The sequence below is a fragment of the Halorubrum aquaticum genome, assembly GCF_900113615.1.
GTDB classification, from domain to species: domain Archaea; phylum Halobacteriota; class Halobacteria; order Halobacteriales; family Haloferacaceae; genus Halorubrum; species Halorubrum aquaticum.
In genome coordinates this window covers 83,091-97,895 of record NZ_FOPZ01000011.1, presented here as the reverse complement: position 1 = coordinate 97,895, position 14,805 = coordinate 83,091, and the positions used below count along the sequence as shown (strand labels likewise).

The 14,805-nt window shown below is 69.1% G+C and carries 13 protein-coding genes; 10 read left to right on the top strand and 3 right to left on the bottom strand.

Annotated elements, in window-relative coordinates:
• The 6 genes from F3H10_RS16370 to F3H10_RS10475 all read left to right on the top strand — a co-directional run.
• Nucleotides 1-182: hypothetical protein (locus F3H10_RS16370; RefSeq protein WP_223174298.1), on the top strand; the 182-nt coding region annotated here is incomplete at its 5' end.
• 204 nt (nt 183-386) lie between these two features.
• The gene (gene acs, locus F3H10_RS10495; protein ID WP_149784713.1) at nt 387-2,381 is read left to right on the top strand and encodes an acetate--CoA ligase; all 1,995 of its coding nucleotides are present in this window, start codon (nt 387-389) and stop codon (nt 2,379-2,381) included.
• A 112-nt stretch (nt 2,382-2,493) separates the two neighbouring features.
• Nucleotides 2,494-2,931: a DUF4212 domain-containing protein gene (locus tag F3H10_RS10490; RefSeq protein ID WP_149784712.1), complete on the top strand. Its 438-nt coding sequence runs from the start codon at nt 2,494-2,496 to the stop codon at nt 2,929-2,931.
• On the top strand, nt 2,928-4,682 hold the full coding sequence (locus tag F3H10_RS10485) for a VC_2705 family sodium/solute symporter (protein WP_149784711.1): 1,755 nt from the start codon (nt 2,928-2,930) through the stop codon (nt 4,680-4,682). The genes F3H10_RS10490 and F3H10_RS10485 overlap by 4 nt, the downstream gene beginning before the upstream one ends.
• A gap of 3 nt (nt 4,683-4,685) precedes the next feature.
• Entirely contained in the window at nt 4,686-5,147 is a 462-nt protein-coding gene (locus F3H10_RS10480) for a universal stress protein (protein WP_149784710.1), read from the top strand.
• Nucleotides 5,148-5,245: 98 nt separating this feature from the next.
• Entirely contained in the window at nt 5,246-5,527 is a 282-nt protein-coding gene (locus tag F3H10_RS10475) for a hypothetical protein (protein WP_149784709.1), read from the top strand.
• Between the two features lie 100 nt (nt 5,528-5,627).
• On the opposite strand, the gene F3H10_RS10470 is transcribed toward F3H10_RS10475, so the two are convergent.
• Nucleotides 5,628-7,076: an MATE family efflux transporter gene (locus F3H10_RS10470; protein WP_149784723.1), complete on the bottom strand. Its 1,449-nt coding sequence runs from the start codon at nt 7,074-7,076 to the stop codon at nt 5,628-5,630.
• Nucleotides 7,077-7,421: 345 nt separating this feature from the next.
• Between F3H10_RS10470 and F3H10_RS10465 the strand changes: the two genes are divergently transcribed.
• On the top strand, nt 7,422-8,828 hold the full coding sequence (locus F3H10_RS10465) for a M20/M25/M40 family metallo-hydrolase (RefSeq protein WP_149784708.1): 1,407 nt from the start codon (nt 7,422-7,424) through the stop codon (nt 8,826-8,828).
• Between the two features lie 42 nt (nt 8,829-8,870).
• Here F3H10_RS10465 and F3H10_RS10460 read toward each other — a convergent pair whose 3' ends face one another.
• Nucleotides 8,871-11,597, bottom strand: coding sequence for a heavy metal translocating P-type ATPase (locus F3H10_RS10460; protein ID WP_149784707.1), 2,727 nt, complete (start codon nt 11,595-11,597; stop codon nt 8,871-8,873).
• 311 nt (nt 11,598-11,908) lie between these two features.
• On the opposite strand from F3H10_RS10460, the gene F3H10_RS10455 reads away from it, so the two are divergent.
• Nucleotides 11,909-12,103 carry a cold-shock protein gene (locus tag F3H10_RS10455; RefSeq protein WP_095635894.1) on the top strand — a complete coding sequence of 65 codons (195 nt, stop codon included), beginning with the start codon at nt 11,909-11,911 and terminating at the stop codon, nt 12,101-12,103.
• A gap of 89 nt (nt 12,104-12,192) precedes the next feature.
• Here F3H10_RS10455 and F3H10_RS10450 read toward each other — a convergent pair whose 3' ends face one another.
• Complete coding sequence (locus tag F3H10_RS10450; protein WP_149784706.1) at nt 12,193-13,221, bottom strand: SDR family NAD(P)-dependent oxidoreductase; 1,029 nt, start codon at nt 13,219-13,221, stop codon at nt 12,193-12,195.
• Nucleotides 13,222-13,349: 128 nt separating this feature from the next.
• On the opposite strand from F3H10_RS10450, the gene F3H10_RS10445 reads away from it, so the two are divergent.
• Together F3H10_RS10445 and F3H10_RS10440 are read left to right on the top strand one after the other, a co-directional pair.
• Nucleotides 13,350-13,940: a DJ-1/PfpI family protein gene (locus tag F3H10_RS10445; protein ID WP_149784705.1), complete on the top strand. Its 591-nt coding sequence runs from the start codon at nt 13,350-13,352 to the stop codon at nt 13,938-13,940.
• A gap of 95 nt (nt 13,941-14,035) precedes the next feature.
• On the top strand, nt 14,036-14,758 hold the full coding sequence (locus F3H10_RS10440) for a type 1 glutamine amidotransferase (protein ID WP_149784704.1): 723 nt from the start codon (nt 14,036-14,038) through the stop codon (nt 14,756-14,758).
• The last annotated feature ends 47 nt before the right edge of the window (nt 14,759-14,805 follow it).

The window sequence follows — 14,805 nt, the reverse complement described above, 5'->3', positions numbered from 1 at the left end:
CGACGTTCCACAACCACCTCCGGAAGGCGGAGCGAGCCCTGCTCGAGACCCTGTTCGAGGAACGCGACGCGCGGCGTTCGGCGGACGGGAGGAGTCCGTCGACCCAGGGGGTCTCGGCGGACGAGGGGGAACGGAACGGGACGGCGCCGTCGGCGTCCGCGACGCGGAGAGATCGGTCGTAGCGACTCCCCAACCCCGGCCGTAGCGACTCCCCAACCCCGGCCGTAGCGACTCCCTAACCCCGGCCGTAGCGACTCCCCAACCCCGGCCGTAGCGACTCCCTAACCCCGACCGTAGCGACGCCCGTTTCCGACGGAATCGTTCATGGTTTTTCCTATTTAGCGTGGTTGTTTATGTAGGGGTGTTCGGTGTATACGATCGTACCCATGACGGAGGAAGACGGACAACTGGAAGCGCGACTACAGGAACAGGAGGTGTTCGAGCCGTCCGACTCGTTCGTATCGGGGGCCAACGTGAGCGACCCCGAGATATACGAGGAGTTCGAGGAGAACTGGCCGGAGTGTTGGGAGGGGGCTGCGGACCTCCTCGACTGGGAATCCGACTACGACCAGGTGCTCGACGACAGTAACCCGCCCTTCTACGAGTGGTTCACCGACGGGAAGCTGAACGCCTCGGCGAACTGTCTCGATCGACACCTCGAGGAGCGCGGCGACGAGGCCGCGATCGAGTGGGTCGGCGAGCCCGTCGACGAGGAGAACCGCACGTACACCTACGAGGAGCTCCACCGCGAGGTCAACGAGTTCGCGGCCGCGCTCCGGGAGATGGGCGTCGAGGAGGACGACGTCGTCACGATGTACATGCCGATGATCCCGGAGCTGCCGGTCGCGATGCTGGCGTGTGCCCGCATCGGTGCGCCCCACAGCGTCGTCTTCGCCGGGTTCTCGGCGGAGGCGCTCGCGACCCGGATGAACTCGGCGGACTCCGAGTACCTCGTCACGTGTGACGGCTACTACCGCCGCGGCGACCCGCTCGACCACCTCGAGAAGGCCAACGAGGGGCTCGCGGACGTCGACCACGACACGACGACCGTCGTCGTCGACCGGCTCGGTCCCAACGACGACGACTTCGGCCACGACCTGACCGACGACCAGCTCGATTACGGCGACCTCGTGGCCGAGCACGCCGGTGCCGAGGTCGAGCCCGTGACCCGGGACGCCGAGGACATGCTGTTCCTGATGTACACCTCGGGGACGACGGGGAAGCCGAAGGGGGTGAAACACACCACCGGCGGCTACCTCTCGTGGGTGTCCTGGACCTCCCAGGCGGTACTGGACGTCAAGCCCGAGGACACCTACTTCTGTTCGGCCGACATCGGCTGGATCACGGGCCACTCCTACATCGTGTACGGGCCGCTCGCGCTCGGCACGACGACGATGATGTACGAAGGGACGCCCGACCACCCCGACCGCGACCGCCTCTGGGAGATAGTCGAGGAGTACGAGGCGACCCAGCTGTACACCGCGCCCACCGCGATCCGCGCGTTCATGAAGTGGGGTGAGGAGTACCCCGCCGCCCACGACCTCTCCTCGCTGCGGCTGCTCGGGACCGTCGGCGAGCCGATCAACCCGCGCGCCTGGAAGTGGTACTACAAGCACATCGGCGACGAGGAGTGTCCCGTCGTCGACACGTGGTGGCAGACGGAGACCGGCGGGATGATGATCACCACGCTGCCGGGCGTCAAGGACATGAAGCCCGGCTCTGCGGGACCGCCGCTGCCGGGCGTCGACGTGGAGATACTCGACACGAGAGGCGAGGAGATCGAGCCCGGACAGGCCGGCTACCTCACGGTCCAGAAGCCGTGGCCGGGGATGTTGCGGACGCTGTACAACAACGACGAGCGGTTCATCGATGAGTACTGGGCCGAGTACTCCGACACGGAGAGCGACGACCCCGCGGACTGGGTGTACTTCCCCGAGGACGGCGCGAAGATCGACGAGGACGGCTACATCACCGTGCTCGGCCGCGTCGACGACGTGATCAACGTCTCCGGCCACCGGCTCGGCACGATGGAGATCGAGTCCGCCATCGTCGGCGTCGAGGGCGTCGCCGAGGCCGCCGTCGTCGGCGGGAACCACGACATCAAGGGTGAGGCCGTCTACGCGTACGTGATAACCGAGGACGGCTACGAGGGGAACGACGACCTCCGCGAGCGGATCGTCACGGGCGTCGAGGACGCGATCGGCCCGATCGCCCGCCCCGAGCGGATCGTGTTCAGTCCGGACCTCCCGAAGACGCGATCCGGGAAGATCATGCGTCGCCTGCTCGAGAACATCGCCGACGGCGAGGAGATCGGCAACACGAGCACCCTCCGAAACCCCGAGATCGTCGAGGAGATCCAGGCCAAGGCGAACGACGACTGACGCGCGCTTCTCCGGTCCGGCTCCGTCCGGACCGGTTCGCGATCGACGACCACCGATCCACGACGACCACCGATTCACGAAGACTACACGCCGAAACCCCGCGGACCACGCCATGACAGATAACGACACGCACGACAGAGCGAACGCCGCCGAGACCGACGGGGGCGTCGCGACCGGAGCCGCACAGGCACATCAGGAAACCGACTACCTCGGCTCGGAGGTGAACATCCTCGACCCGAGCACGCCGTACATGCGCGATCACCTCCGCATCGTCTGGTCGGGGTTCGCCGTCTGGGTCCTCGCGGTGTGGGGGCCAGTGACGCTGACGCGGCTCGCGCCCGGCCCGATGACGAGCCAGATGCCGATCCTCGGGTTCCCGCTCCACTACTTCCTCGTCGCGTTCGGCGCGCCGACGGGCGCGCTGATCTTAGCGTTCTGGTACTCGCGCAAGCGGGACGCGCTCGACGAGAAGTACGGGATCGATCACGCCACCACGGAGACGGAGACCGGTCCTGAGGTCGCAGCGGCGGACGGAGGGTCGGAGGAATGACGGGAAGCTCCCTCCTCCTCCAGAGCGACCTCCTTCCGGAGGCCCTCGACATCTCGTTCAAGCTGGCGCCGTCGATCCTCGTGGTCGCGATGTTGGGACTGTTCCTCACGATCGGCTTCGTCTTCCGCGTCGCCGACACCGAGAACATGTGGGTCGCCGGCCGTTCCATCGGGAACGTCGAGAACGGGATGGCGATCGGGGCGAACTGGATGTCGGCCGCCTCGTACCTCGGCATGGCGGCGTCGATCGCGCTCGCGGGGTTCTACGGGCTCGTGTACGTCGTCGGCTGGACGACGGGATATTTCATCCTGCTCATCTTCCTCGCCGCGCAGCTGCGCCGGTTCGGGAAGTACACGGCGCCGGACTTCGTCGGCGACCGGTTCAACTCCGACACCGCGCGCGCCATCGCGGCGGTGACGACGTTCCTCATCGGCTTCGTCTACGCCATCGGGCAGGCGAAGGGGATGGCGCTCGTCGGCCTGTACATCTTCGGAGACTACGGGGGGCTCATCCCCGGCCTGGACGGGTACCAGGTGATGGTCGTCGCCATGATGGTCGTCACCGTCGGCTACCTGACGCTGTCCGGCATGCTGGGCGCCACGAAGAACCAGGCGGTCCAGTACGTCATCCTCATCCTCGCGTTCGTCGTCGGGCTGTTCGTCGTCGGGTACACGAACGGCTACTCCACGGTGTTGCCCCAGCTCGAGTACGGAATGTTGATCAGCGAGCTCGGCAGCGAGTTCTCCGAGCCGTTCGCCTCGTCGAGCTACTACCTCTGGGTCGCCACGACGTTCTCGCTGATCGTCGGTACCTGCGGGCTCCCGCACGTACTCGTCCGGTTCTACACGGTCGAGAGCGAGCGGACGGCCCGCTGGTCGACGGTCTGGGGGCTCTTCTTCATCTGTATCCTCTACTGGAGTGCCCCGGCGTTCGCGGCGTTCGGTACGGACCTCTACACGCAGAACGTCGGTGCGACCTACGGTGACCCCGGAATGACGAGCGCGGCCAGCGAGGTCATCGTCGTGCTGGCGGCACAGCTGTCGGGGCTCCCGGACTGGTTCGTCGGCATCGTCGCCGCGGGCGGTATCGCGGCGGCCATCGCGACGGTCGCCGGGCTGTTCATCGCCGGCTCGTCGGCCATCAGCCACGACATCTACACGAACATCATCAACGAGGACGCGACGCAGCGCCAGCAGATCCTCGTCGGCCGCCTCTCGATCGTCGCGCTGGGCGCGCTGACGACGCTGGCCGCGCTCAATCCCGCATCGTCGATCGCCGCGCTCGTGGGGTACGCGTTCTCGCTCGCCGGCTCCGTCCTGTTCCCGATGTTCTTCCTCGGGATGTGGTGGGAGAACGCCAACCGTGAGGGCGCGCTCGCCGGCATGACGACCGGACTGACCCTCTGGTCCCTCCCGATGATCAACCAGATCGTCCCCACGTACGTCGGCTCGCTCGAGGCGCCGCTGTCGGCGGGGCTGGCGACGTGGATGCCCGCCATCGGCTCGGCGCTCATCACCCTCCCGATCGTGTTCGTCGTCACCATCGTCGTCTCGATGGCGACCGACGAGCCGTCTCTGGAAACGAAGCGGATCGTCCGGCAGTGTCACAGCCCCGAGCCGATGGGCCAACAGGAGACTGCCGAGGACGTCGTCGCCGACGGCGGCGAGGAGGTAGCCACTGACGGCGGCCGTACGGTCGACGACGCGGTCGCCGACGCGGACCACGTTGACGACGCGGCCACGGAGGAGTGATCCATGTACGAACGCATCCTGATCCCGACCGACGGAAGCGACGTCGCGGAGGCCGCCGTCGACCACGCGCTCGACCTCGCTGAGAAGTACGACGCCGAGGTCCACGCGCTGTACGTGGTCGACATCGACTCCGTGAACTTCGGCCTCGGAACCGAACAGGTCGACCGGCTCAAACAGGGCCGGTTCGACGAGATGGAGGAGCTGAAGGAGAAGGCGGACGAGGCGACCGGTACCGTCGCCGAGCGCGGCGCGGAGCGCGACATCGACGTCGTGGAACACGTCGCCGGCGGCCGCCCACACAAGGTGATCGCCGACTACGCCGAGGACCACGAGATGGACCTCATCGTCATGGGAAGCCACGGCCGCGCCGGCGTCCGGCGTGCGCTCCTCGGGAGCGTCACCGAACGCACGCTGCGTTCGACGCACGTGCCCGTCCTCGTCGTCGACTACCTCGACGAGGACTGAAACCGCAACCGCGCCGGACGGTCCGGCGCACCGTCGTCACGACGCCGCTACCGTTTCGCTACCGGAACGCCGACGTACTCCGACTCACACGCTCACCCATGACCGAGACCGACCCGACTGACCCGACCGACCCGACTGACCCGACCGACCCGGACGAGGAGCGCCTCGTCGACCGCGTCCGATCGAACGTCAGCGAGAACCGGACGGGAATGCTCCAGGACCTGCTGTTCGCGGTCGTGTGGGTGACGACCGTGTCGCTTCTGTACGACTTCGCGTTCGCGAGCGCCCCGCAGTGGGTGCTGTACATGTTCATGCTCGCCGGGATCCCGGCGTACTTCGGCTTTTTCGCCTCGCTCGCGTTCGCGAAACGGGCCCAGTGAGTTCTCGGGCCCGACGGTCGATCGTCGGAGCGGATGGTTAGTCGTCGGAGTCGATGGTTAGTCGTCGGAGTCGATGGTTAGTCGTCGGCGGACCACGCGGTCAGTCGTCGGTCGGCTCCGGGGCGGGTCCGTCGGCGGATCCCTCGATGACGCCCTCCGTCCACGTCCCGCGGCGGAACCACGCCGCCCCGAGGAGGAAGGAGACGACCGCGGCCGCGGTGTACGCCCACCAGAGTCCCTCGACGCCCCAGTCGAGTCCCGTGTAGCCGATCTCGACGGCGGGAACGGTGAGCGGGCCGACCGCGAATCCGCCGAGCGTGACGCTCACGGCTCCGAACGCCAGGACCGCGGCGACGGGGATCCGGAATATCCATCGCGAGAGCATCGACAGCGCCATCGCCGCCTTGGTGTGGCCCGCGCCGCGGAACCCGCCTTGGATCACCATGAGGCCGCCGAAGAAGGCCCACGAGAGCGCGACGATCCGCAGGAAGCCGATCCCCTCGGCGATCGTCGCCGGGTCGTCGACGAAGACGCCCATCGCGACCCCCGGGAAGGTCCAGACGAGCCCGCCGGCCACCGCGAGCAGTCCCATCGTGCCCGCGGTGGCCGCGCGCGTCACCGCGGCCGCACGGTCGGGGGTCCCCGCGCCGAGGTTCTGTCCCACGCCAGTCGCGGTCGCCTGGCCGACCGCGCCGGCGACGCCCCACGAGATCGACATCAGCCGGACGCCGATGCCGTACGCGGCCGTGGCGGCCGGGCCGAACCGGGCGACGAGCGCCGCCATCGCGACCGCCGCGAACGACCGTGCCCAGCCGTCGAGCGTCCCCGGGTAGCCCACGTCGATCAGCTTCCGAAGGATCTCCGGGTTCGGCCGGAGGTCGCGGACGTACAGCTTCACGCCCCAGTCGCCCCGGATCAGGATCCAGATCCCGACCGCGGTCGCGAACAGGCGGGCGATGAGCGTCGCGATCGCGGCTCCCTGGGTGCCGAGCGCGGGGACCGGCCCCCATCCGAGGATGAAGACGGGGTCGATGACGATGTTGAGCGCGGCTGAGATGGCGACGAGCCACATCGCGGTCCGCGTGTCGCCCGCGCCCTGAAGCGACGCGCGGAACGCGAAGAACAGGAAGGTGAGCGGCAGCGTGAGGAAGATCACCTCGATGTACGCGAGCGACTCCGTGAACACCGCATCCCGCGCGCCGATCCAGTAGAGCAGCCAGTGGCGCGCGGCGAAGCCGATCGCCGCGAGGACGACGGAGACGAGCACCGCCAGCAACACGGTCTGGCCGACGACCTCGTCCGCGCGCCGGTCCTCGCCCGCGCCGACGTGTTGGGAGACCAAGGCGATGGTCGCGGCGGTGAGTCCCATCGCGGTGGAGACGAACAGCCACGAGAGCGGGAACATGAGCGAGACGGCGGCGACGGCGTCGGTGCTCACACGACCCACCCAGAACATGTCCGCGAGGTTGTACAGCGTCTGGAGGAGGTTACCGAGCACCAGCGGCCACGCGAGGTCGAACAGCTTCGGGGAGATCGCTCCCGTCGTCATGTCGACCCGGGTGTCGTCGTTTCCCACGGGAATCCTGTCCGGTCTCAGGGCCCCTTCGGACCTAACCTTTCGGGAGGCGGCGGGAAGCGAGGCCGAGGGAGCGAAGCGACGAGGCCTCGTAGCGGAGCGGGGAGGAACGACCCGCGAAGCAGGGCGGTTCGGAGAGGAAGCGAAGCGACGAGGCCTCGAAGCGGAGCGGGGAGCGAAGCGACCCGCGGAGCAGGGCGGTTCATATGAACGAAACGACCGAGGCTTCGTTCGCTTCGCTCACTCAGCCTCGCTCACCTCCCGGAGACGGGTGCCGCGACCACAAGGACGAGGACCCGTCCCGGCATCGGGGTCGGTATGGACGCGATCGCGACGACGATAGACGACCGGATCGGGGCGTATCAGGACCGCCTGTTCGAGCTACTCTCTCAGCCGAGCGTCTCAACGACCGGCGAGGGGATGGACGCCGCCGCGGACCTCGTGGTCGAGACCCTCGACGGCTCCGGACTCGACGCCGAGCGGATCGAGACGGAGCGCCACCCGCTCGTGTACGCCGAGCGAGGGCCCGGATCCGACGGAGACGAGGCGGACGGGACCGACGGGGACGGGCCGACCGTCCTCTTTTACGGCCACTACGACGTCCAGCCGCCGGGCGACGTCGACGCCTGGGAGTCGCCGGCGTTCGAGCCGACGGTCCGGAACGGCTCCATCTACGCCCGCGGCGCGGGCGACAACAAGGGGCAGTTCGCGGCCCACGCGTTCGCGGTCGACGCGCTCCTCGAGGCCGACGCCTTCCCGGACGCCACGGTGAAGCTGCTGATCGAGGGCGGCGAGGAGAGCGGGAGCGCCGGCCTCCGCGAGTACCTCGACGGCCAGCCGGCGGCGCTTTCCGACGTGGACCTCGTGTACGTCGCCGACGGTCCGCGCCACGCGGTCGCCGGCGAGGACGGCGTCCGTTCGGGCGTCCCGACGCTGATGTACGGCAACCGCGGGGTCCTCTCGGTCCAGGTCGACCTGCGGACCGCGAACACCGACCTCCACTCCGGCAACTTCGGCGGGCCGGTGCCGGGCGCGACGAACCGGCTCGTCGAACTCCTCGCGTCCATGCGCGCGGACGACGGCGACGGAATCGCGGTCGACGGCTTTCACGACGGGACCGCGATCACCGACGCGGACCGCGAGCTCGTCGCCGCGATCCCCGACGACAGCGAGGCGATCCGCGAGGAGCTGGACGTCGACCGCTTCGTCACGGACGACCCCTACTACGAGCGGCTGTTGACCCGGCCGAGCATGACGGTCAACGGGCTCTCCGGCGGGTATCAGGGCGAGGGGATGAAGACCGTCCTCCCGGCGAGGGCGTCGGCGAAGCTCGACTTCCGGCTCGTCCCGAACCAGGACCCCGACGCGGTCTTCGAGGCGGTGCGGAGCCACCTCCGCGAGCGCGAGCCGCGGGTCGAGGTGGCGAAACACGGCACGTTCCCGCCGATGAAGACGCCGGTCGACACGCCGATGGCGGAGCCGGTGTTGGACGCTTTAGCGACCGTCTGGGACGAGGAACCGGTCGAACTGCCCGTGCTGGGTGGGAGCCTGCCGGCGGCCTACTTCCGCGACGTGGAGGCGCTCGCGGACGTGCCCGTGCTCGTCGTTCCCTACGCCAACCACGACCAGGGGAACCACTCGCCGAACGAGCACCTCGACGTCGACTGCTTCGAGAACGGGATCCGGACGAGCGCGCGCGTCATCCGGTCGCTCGGCGGCGAATAAGCGAGAACGAGGCGGACGAAGGAGGGCGGCGACGACTCCGGCTCACCCGAGCAGCCGGCGGATCGGCCGCATGGGGAGGAACCGGTAGTCGTGGTCGGGGGTAAAGCGACGGAACGCCAGACTGTTCGTCATCACCGAGACCGACGAGCCGGCCATCGCGAAGCCGGCGAGCGCCGGATTCAACAGGCCGAGCGAGGCCACCGGGATCAGCGTCGCGTTGTACGCGAGCGCCCAGAACAGGTTCTGTCGGACCTTGGCGATCGTCGCCTCGGAGACCCGCAGCGCCTTGAGCACGTCGCGGGGGTCGTCGCGCATCAGCGTCACGTCGGCCGCCTCGATCGCCACGTCGGTGCCGGATCCGATGGCGATCCCGACGTAGGCGGTCGTGAGCGCGGGCGCGTCGTTGACGCCGTCGCCGACCATGGCTGCGCGGCTCCCGTCCGCCTGGATCGCCTCCACCGCGTCCGCCTTGTCCTCGGGGAGGACCTCGGCGCGGACCCGGTCGGGGTCGATACCCACCCGCTCGGCCACCGCGCGGGCGGTCCGTTCGTTGTCGCCGGTCAGCATCGACACCGCGATCCCGCGTTCCCGAAGCTCGCTCACGGTCTCGCGGGCGCTCTCGCGGACCGTGTCCGCGGTAGCGACGACGCCGAGGAGTTCGCCGGCCTCGTCGTCAGCGGCGTCTCCGTCGCGGGGCGACACCCGAGCCACGAGCATCGCGGTCTTCCCCTCGCGCTCCAGCCGCTCCATCGTCTCCTCGGCCGGGTCGGGGTCGATCCCGTTCTCGCGCAACAGCGCCCGGTTCCCGACGAGCACCTCGCCCGCGGGCGTCCCGGCACGAACGCCGTGGCCGGGGACGTTCTCGAACCCCTCGGGGTCGTCGACCTCGATCCCGCGGTCGCGAGCGCCGGCGACGATCGCCTCGCCGAGGGGGTGCTCGCTGCCGGACTCGGCGGTCGCGGCCGCCCGCAGGAGCCGGGTCTCGGGGTCGCTCACGGCGTGGTCCGGGCTCGGCTCGCGGTCGACGTCGGGATCGACGGCGACGCCGCCGTCCGGAGTCGCGGAGGGGTCGCCGTCCCCGACCGGTCGCCCGTCGGCGAACGCCACCACGTCCGTGAGTTCCATCTCGCCGTGGGTGAGCGTCCCCGTCTTGTCGAAGACGACGGCGTCGACGTCGCGGACGCGCTCGAGCACGTCGCCGCCCTTGAACAGGACGCCGTTGGTCGCCGCGATCGTCGAGCCGACCATCGTCGCGGCCGGGGTCGCGAGTCCGAGCGCGCAGGGGCACGCGATGATGACCGCGGAGGCGAAGACGACCATCGAGAACTCGAGGACGGTCACACCGCCGGCAACGGGCCCGCCGCCGACCGACCCCCACAGCGGGAGCCACTCGACGAACGCCGCGAGGGTCTCGGGGAACAGCCCCCAGAGAACCGCCCAGACCAGCGCGTTGACGATGACGACCGGGACGAAGACGCTCGAGACTCGGTCGACGAGCCGCTGGACGTCGGGCTGGCGGGACTGCGCCTCCCGGACGCGCTCGACGATCTGGCGGATCGCGGTGTCCTTCCCGACCTTCGTGGCCTCGACGAGCAGGACGCCGTTCTCGTTGACCGTCGAGCCGACCACCTCGTCGCCCGGCCCCTTCTCGACGGGGACCGACTCGCCGGTGAGCATCGACTCGTCGACCGCGGACTCGCCGTCGACGACCACGCCGTCGGTCGGCACCTTCTCGCCGGGGTGGACCTTCATCACGTCGCCGACCTCGATCTCCTCGACGGGGACGGTGCGTTCGGTTCCGTCGTCGTCGACGAGGGTCGCCTCGTCGGCGCTCATCCGGAGCAGCTCCCGCAGTGCGTCGCTCGCGCGGGCCTTCGAGCGCGCCTCAAGCCAGTTGCCGACGGTGATGAACCAGAGGATGAACGCGACCGCCTCGAAGTAGAGGTCGCCGACGAGCGAGACGCCCACGAGCGGCCCGACGAGCACGGCCGTGCTGAACAGGTACCCGGCCGAGGTGCCGATCGCGACCAGCGTGTCCATGTTCACGTCGTGGCCGTTCCGCCAGGCGCGCCACGCGCCCGAGAGGAACTCCCGGCCGAGCGTCGCCATCAGCACCGTCGCGATCGCGAACTGGACCCAGCCGAGGTCGATCCCGGCGACCGTCTCGGGGACGCCGTAGAGTCCGAGCATGCCGCCCATCAGGTACCAGAAGGGCAGCGTGAGGACGCCCCCGGCGAGCACGAGCCGGCGCTGGTGGGCGAGCTCGCGCTCCGCGGCGCTCTTCCGGGCGTCGTCGCCGGCGTCGCCGGACCCGCCGTCTCCCGACCCGCCGGCTCCGTCCCCCTCGCTCTCACGGACCGGGTCGTATCCGGCGTCCTCGATCGCGGCGTACACGTCCTCCAAGCCGGCGTCGACCGGGTTGTACTCGACGCGTGCCTCGTCGGTGGCGGCGTTGACGTCGACGTCGACGACGCCCTCGACCCCGCCGATCGCCTCCTCGTTGGTGGCGGCACAGGTCGAACAGCTCATTCCGCCGATCCCGACGGTGGCCGTCTCGGAGACCGGGTCGTAGCCCGCCTCGCGGATCGCTCCGTAGAGGTCCGCGAGGACGACCCGGTCGGGGTCGTACTCGACGGTCCCCTCGTCGGTCGCGAAGTTGACCGAGGCCGTCTCGACCCCGTCGAGGTCCTCCAACGCCTCCGTGACCGTCGACGAGCAGGTCGAACAGCTCATCCCTCCTATCTCGAGGTGTGCGGTGCGGGTGCTCATGTCGTATGTACATACGTGGTCCCTACTCATGCGGATTGTGGTTACGATAGTGCCGATCTGATCCCCTCGTGACTTTCGAATATGAAGCCAGACACGGGTTGCGGATCGGTCGATGAAACGACGGAGGGCATGGTGGACGCGTTCCGGCTCGCGGACCGGATTCACGTGCCGTTCCGAGGGGATCAGGGACACGAACCCGGGCGACGGTCCGGTCCGGATCTCGACGCTCGGGGGCCGTATCCTCGATACACGGCGGATCGCGGGATACACACCAAACACTTATTGCCCGGTTCCGCCTCTATACGGTCGCGATGGCGACAGGCAAGGTCGACTTCTTCAACGACACCGGCGGTTACGGATTCATCGAGACTGACGACGCTGACGAGGACGTGTTCTTCCACATGGAAGACGTCGGCGGCCCGGACCTCGAGGAAGGCCAGGAGGTAGAGTTCGAGATCGAGGAGGCGGACAAGGGTCCGCGCGCGAAGAACCTCACTCGACTGTAGCTCGCTCGGCAGCACCCGCTACCGGCGACACCGGACAGCTCCCGAAACGCGTCCCGCGTATATTACGAACCGTGAGCGGCCGCGCCGGCTCACGGATCGAGGGGCTCCTCCGGTCGGAACGGGAACGCCACGCCGGTCGCCTCCGCCGAGTACTCCCAGAGCCGGCGTGCGTCGGCCCGGTCGTAGGAGGCGTCGTTCGACCGGCCGATCGTCGGATGCCCGCGCATGTTCATGAACCCGCCCGGCTCGACGTACGCGCCGCCGTCGACGTCGGCCGTCGCGGCGTACAGCATGGGCTCGACGCCCACCTCGGCGTCCTGGCCGAACACGGCGTTCGCGAGCCGCATCCCGACCTTCACCAGGGGATTGCCGCTCTCGCGGGCGGTGCGCATCTGGAGGTCGGTGTCGGCGTAGCCGGGGTGACACGCGACGCTCCGGACCCCGAGGTCGCCGGCCGCGTCGATCCGGCGCTGGAGCTCGTAGGCGAAGAGGAGGTTCGCGAGCTTGCTCCGCCCGTACGCCTTCCACTTCCCGTACGACTCCTCCCAGTTGAGGTCGGTGAAGTCCATCTCGCCCTGTTCGTGGGCCCCCGACGACTGGGTCACCACCCGGGCAGCGCCGGACTCGGTCCGGCTTGAATCGGCGCTTCGCGCCGCGCTTTCCACGCCGACCCCGTCGGCCGCGGTCAGGAGGTCGAACAGCCGGCCGGTCAGCGCGAAGTGGCCGAGGTGGTTGACGCCGAACTGCGTCTCGAAGCCGTCCGCGGTCTCGCGCCGCGGGATGGCCATCACCCCCGCGTTGTTACAGAGCACGTCGACCGCGTCGTAGTCGGCGGCAAGCCCCTCGGCGAACGACCGGATGGAGTCGAGCGACGCCAGATCGCACTCGCGAACGTCGAGGTCCGGATCGGGACCGGAGCCGGGACCGGACGCCGCCGACTCCCGTATCTCCCCCGCCGCCCGTTCGCCGCGGTCGACGCTCCGGCACGCCATCACGACGGTCGCACCCTTCCGGGCGAACGCCCGCGTTCCCTCGAGGCCCAGTCCGCTGTTGGCTCCGGTCACCACGACCGTCTTCCCCTCGAGGTCGGGCATCTCCGCGGGAGTCCAGTCGGTCATGTCCGATCGAAGGGGAGCCGGAAGGAGAAACCTGTCGGCGGCGAACCACCGTTATCGAGAGGTCGGTCGGAAACGCATCGTCGTTCGTTAAAGACTTATGACGGTTCCCGACGTATCATCGAGGTACAATGACGAAGGAGATCCTGATGATCGTCGGCGACTTCGGCGAGGACTACGAGATCATGGTCCCGTTCCAGACGCTCCAGGCGGTGGGCCACCACGTCGACGCCGTCTGTCCGGACAAGGAGGAGGGAGACCGGGTCAAGACGGCGATCCACGACTTCCGCGGCGACCAGACGTACCTCGAGGAGCGCGGCCACGACTTCGCGTTGACCGCGACGATGGACGAGGTCGACCCCGCGGAGTACGACGCGCTCGTCGTCCCGGGCGGTCGGGCGCCCGAGTACCTCCGAACCCACGAGGAGGTGCTCGAGGCGGTCCGGCACTTCTTCGAGGCGGACAAGCCGGTTGCGGCGCTGTGTCACGGCCCGCAGATCCTCGCGGCCGCGGGGGTCCTCGACGGCTACGAGATGACCGCCTACCCGGCGGTCCGCCCCGAGGTCGAGGCCGCGGGCTGCTCGTGGGTCGACGAGGTCGTCCGCGACGGCAACCTCGTCACCGGGCAGGCGTGGCCCGACCACCCCGAGTGGCTCGCCGAGTTCATGGACCTCCTCGGCGACGAGGTCAGCCACGGCGACCCCGTCGCGGCCGACGACTGAGCCGGGAACGTCGCCGACGGTCCGGGACCGGGACCGCGACGACCCCTCCGAACGGGTCACAACTAAGACGCCTCGACCACGATACGATCGCATCCATGACCGCCGACGCCGACCCCCACGCCGACGAACCGACCCTGTACGTGGTCCGCAACGAGCCGGACCCGGAGAGCGAGTACCACTGCGACGCGCTCGCGTCGTGGTTCCCGGAGGCGACCGAGGTCGACTTCGTCGCGGGCGAACGCGTCCCGGTCGACGAGGCCGACGGCGTCGTCCTCACCGGGAGCACCGCGGGCGTCTACGAGGTCGACGAGCACCCGTGGATCGCCGAGGAGGAGGCGCTCGTCCGCGAACTCGTCGATCGCGAGATCCCGACGCTCGGCGTCTGCTTCGGCCACCAGGTCGTGAACTCCGCGCTCGGCGGGGTCGTCGAGGAGGTCGGAACGACCGCCGCCCTCGTCGAGGCGGAACTCGACGACGATCCGGTCTTCGAGGGCGTCTCGCCGGTCGTCGTCTCGCTTCACGGCGACGCGGTGACCGAGCTGGGCGAGGGGCTGGAGGTGATCGCCTCCGCCGACCACGCGCAGGTCTTCGGCACCCGCCACCGGAGCGCGCCGCTGTGGACCGTCCAGTTCCACCCGGAGATCGAGACGGAGCACCGCGAGCACCTGCGCGAGACCTTCGACTGGGACGAACGGGAGTTCACCTTCGAGGACCCGACGCCGGGACGCGTCTTCGAGAACTTCAAGCGACTCGTGGCCGAGTCGGATCGAGGCGGTGAGGTGGCCGGCGCGGCCGGCGCGGTCGAGACGGCGGAGTGAGCGGCGTCGTCAAACTACGGGAGATATTCGGTCCCACCACGAGAGAT

What these genes read in the sequence shown, in the direction of transcription:
- acs (WP_149784713.1), top strand. Translation starts at nt 387, where the DNA reads ATGACGGAGGAAGACGGACAACTGGAAGCGCGACTACAGGAACAGGAG.
- F3H10_RS10490 (WP_149784712.1), top strand. Translation starts at nt 2,494, where the DNA reads ATGACAGATAACGACACGCACGACAGAGCGAACGCCGCCGAGACCGAC.
- F3H10_RS10485 (WP_149784711.1), top strand. Translation starts at nt 2,928, where the DNA reads ATGACGGGAAGCTCCCTCCTCCTCCAGAGCGACCTCCTTCCGGAGGCC.
- F3H10_RS10480 (WP_149784710.1), top strand. Translation starts at nt 4,686, where the DNA reads ATGTACGAACGCATCCTGATCCCGACCGACGGAAGCGACGTCGCGGAG.
- F3H10_RS10475 (WP_149784709.1), top strand. Translation starts at nt 5,246, where the DNA reads ATGACCGAGACCGACCCGACTGACCCGACCGACCCGACTGACCCGACC.
- F3H10_RS10470 (WP_149784723.1), bottom strand. Translation starts at nt 7,076, where the DNA reads ATGACGACGGGAGCGATCTCCCCGAAGCTGTTCGACCTCGCGTGGCCG.
- F3H10_RS10465 (WP_149784708.1), top strand. Translation starts at nt 7,422, where the DNA reads ATGGACGCGATCGCGACGACGATAGACGACCGGATCGGGGCGTATCAG.
- F3H10_RS10460 (WP_149784707.1), bottom strand. Translation starts at nt 11,597, where the DNA reads ATGAGCACCCGCACCGCACACCTCGAGATAGGAGGGATGAGCTGTTCG.
- F3H10_RS10455 (WP_095635894.1), top strand. Translation starts at nt 11,909, where the DNA reads ATGGCGACAGGCAAGGTCGACTTCTTCAACGACACCGGCGGTTACGGA.
- F3H10_RS10450 (WP_149784706.1), bottom strand. Translation starts at nt 13,221, where the DNA reads ATGACCGACTGGACTCCCGCGGAGATGCCCGACCTCGAGGGGAAGACG.
- F3H10_RS10445 (WP_149784705.1), top strand. Translation starts at nt 13,350, where the DNA reads ATGACGAAGGAGATCCTGATGATCGTCGGCGACTTCGGCGAGGACTAC.
- F3H10_RS10440 (WP_149784704.1), top strand. Translation starts at nt 14,036, where the DNA reads ATGACCGCCGACGCCGACCCCCACGCCGACGAACCGACCCTGTACGTG.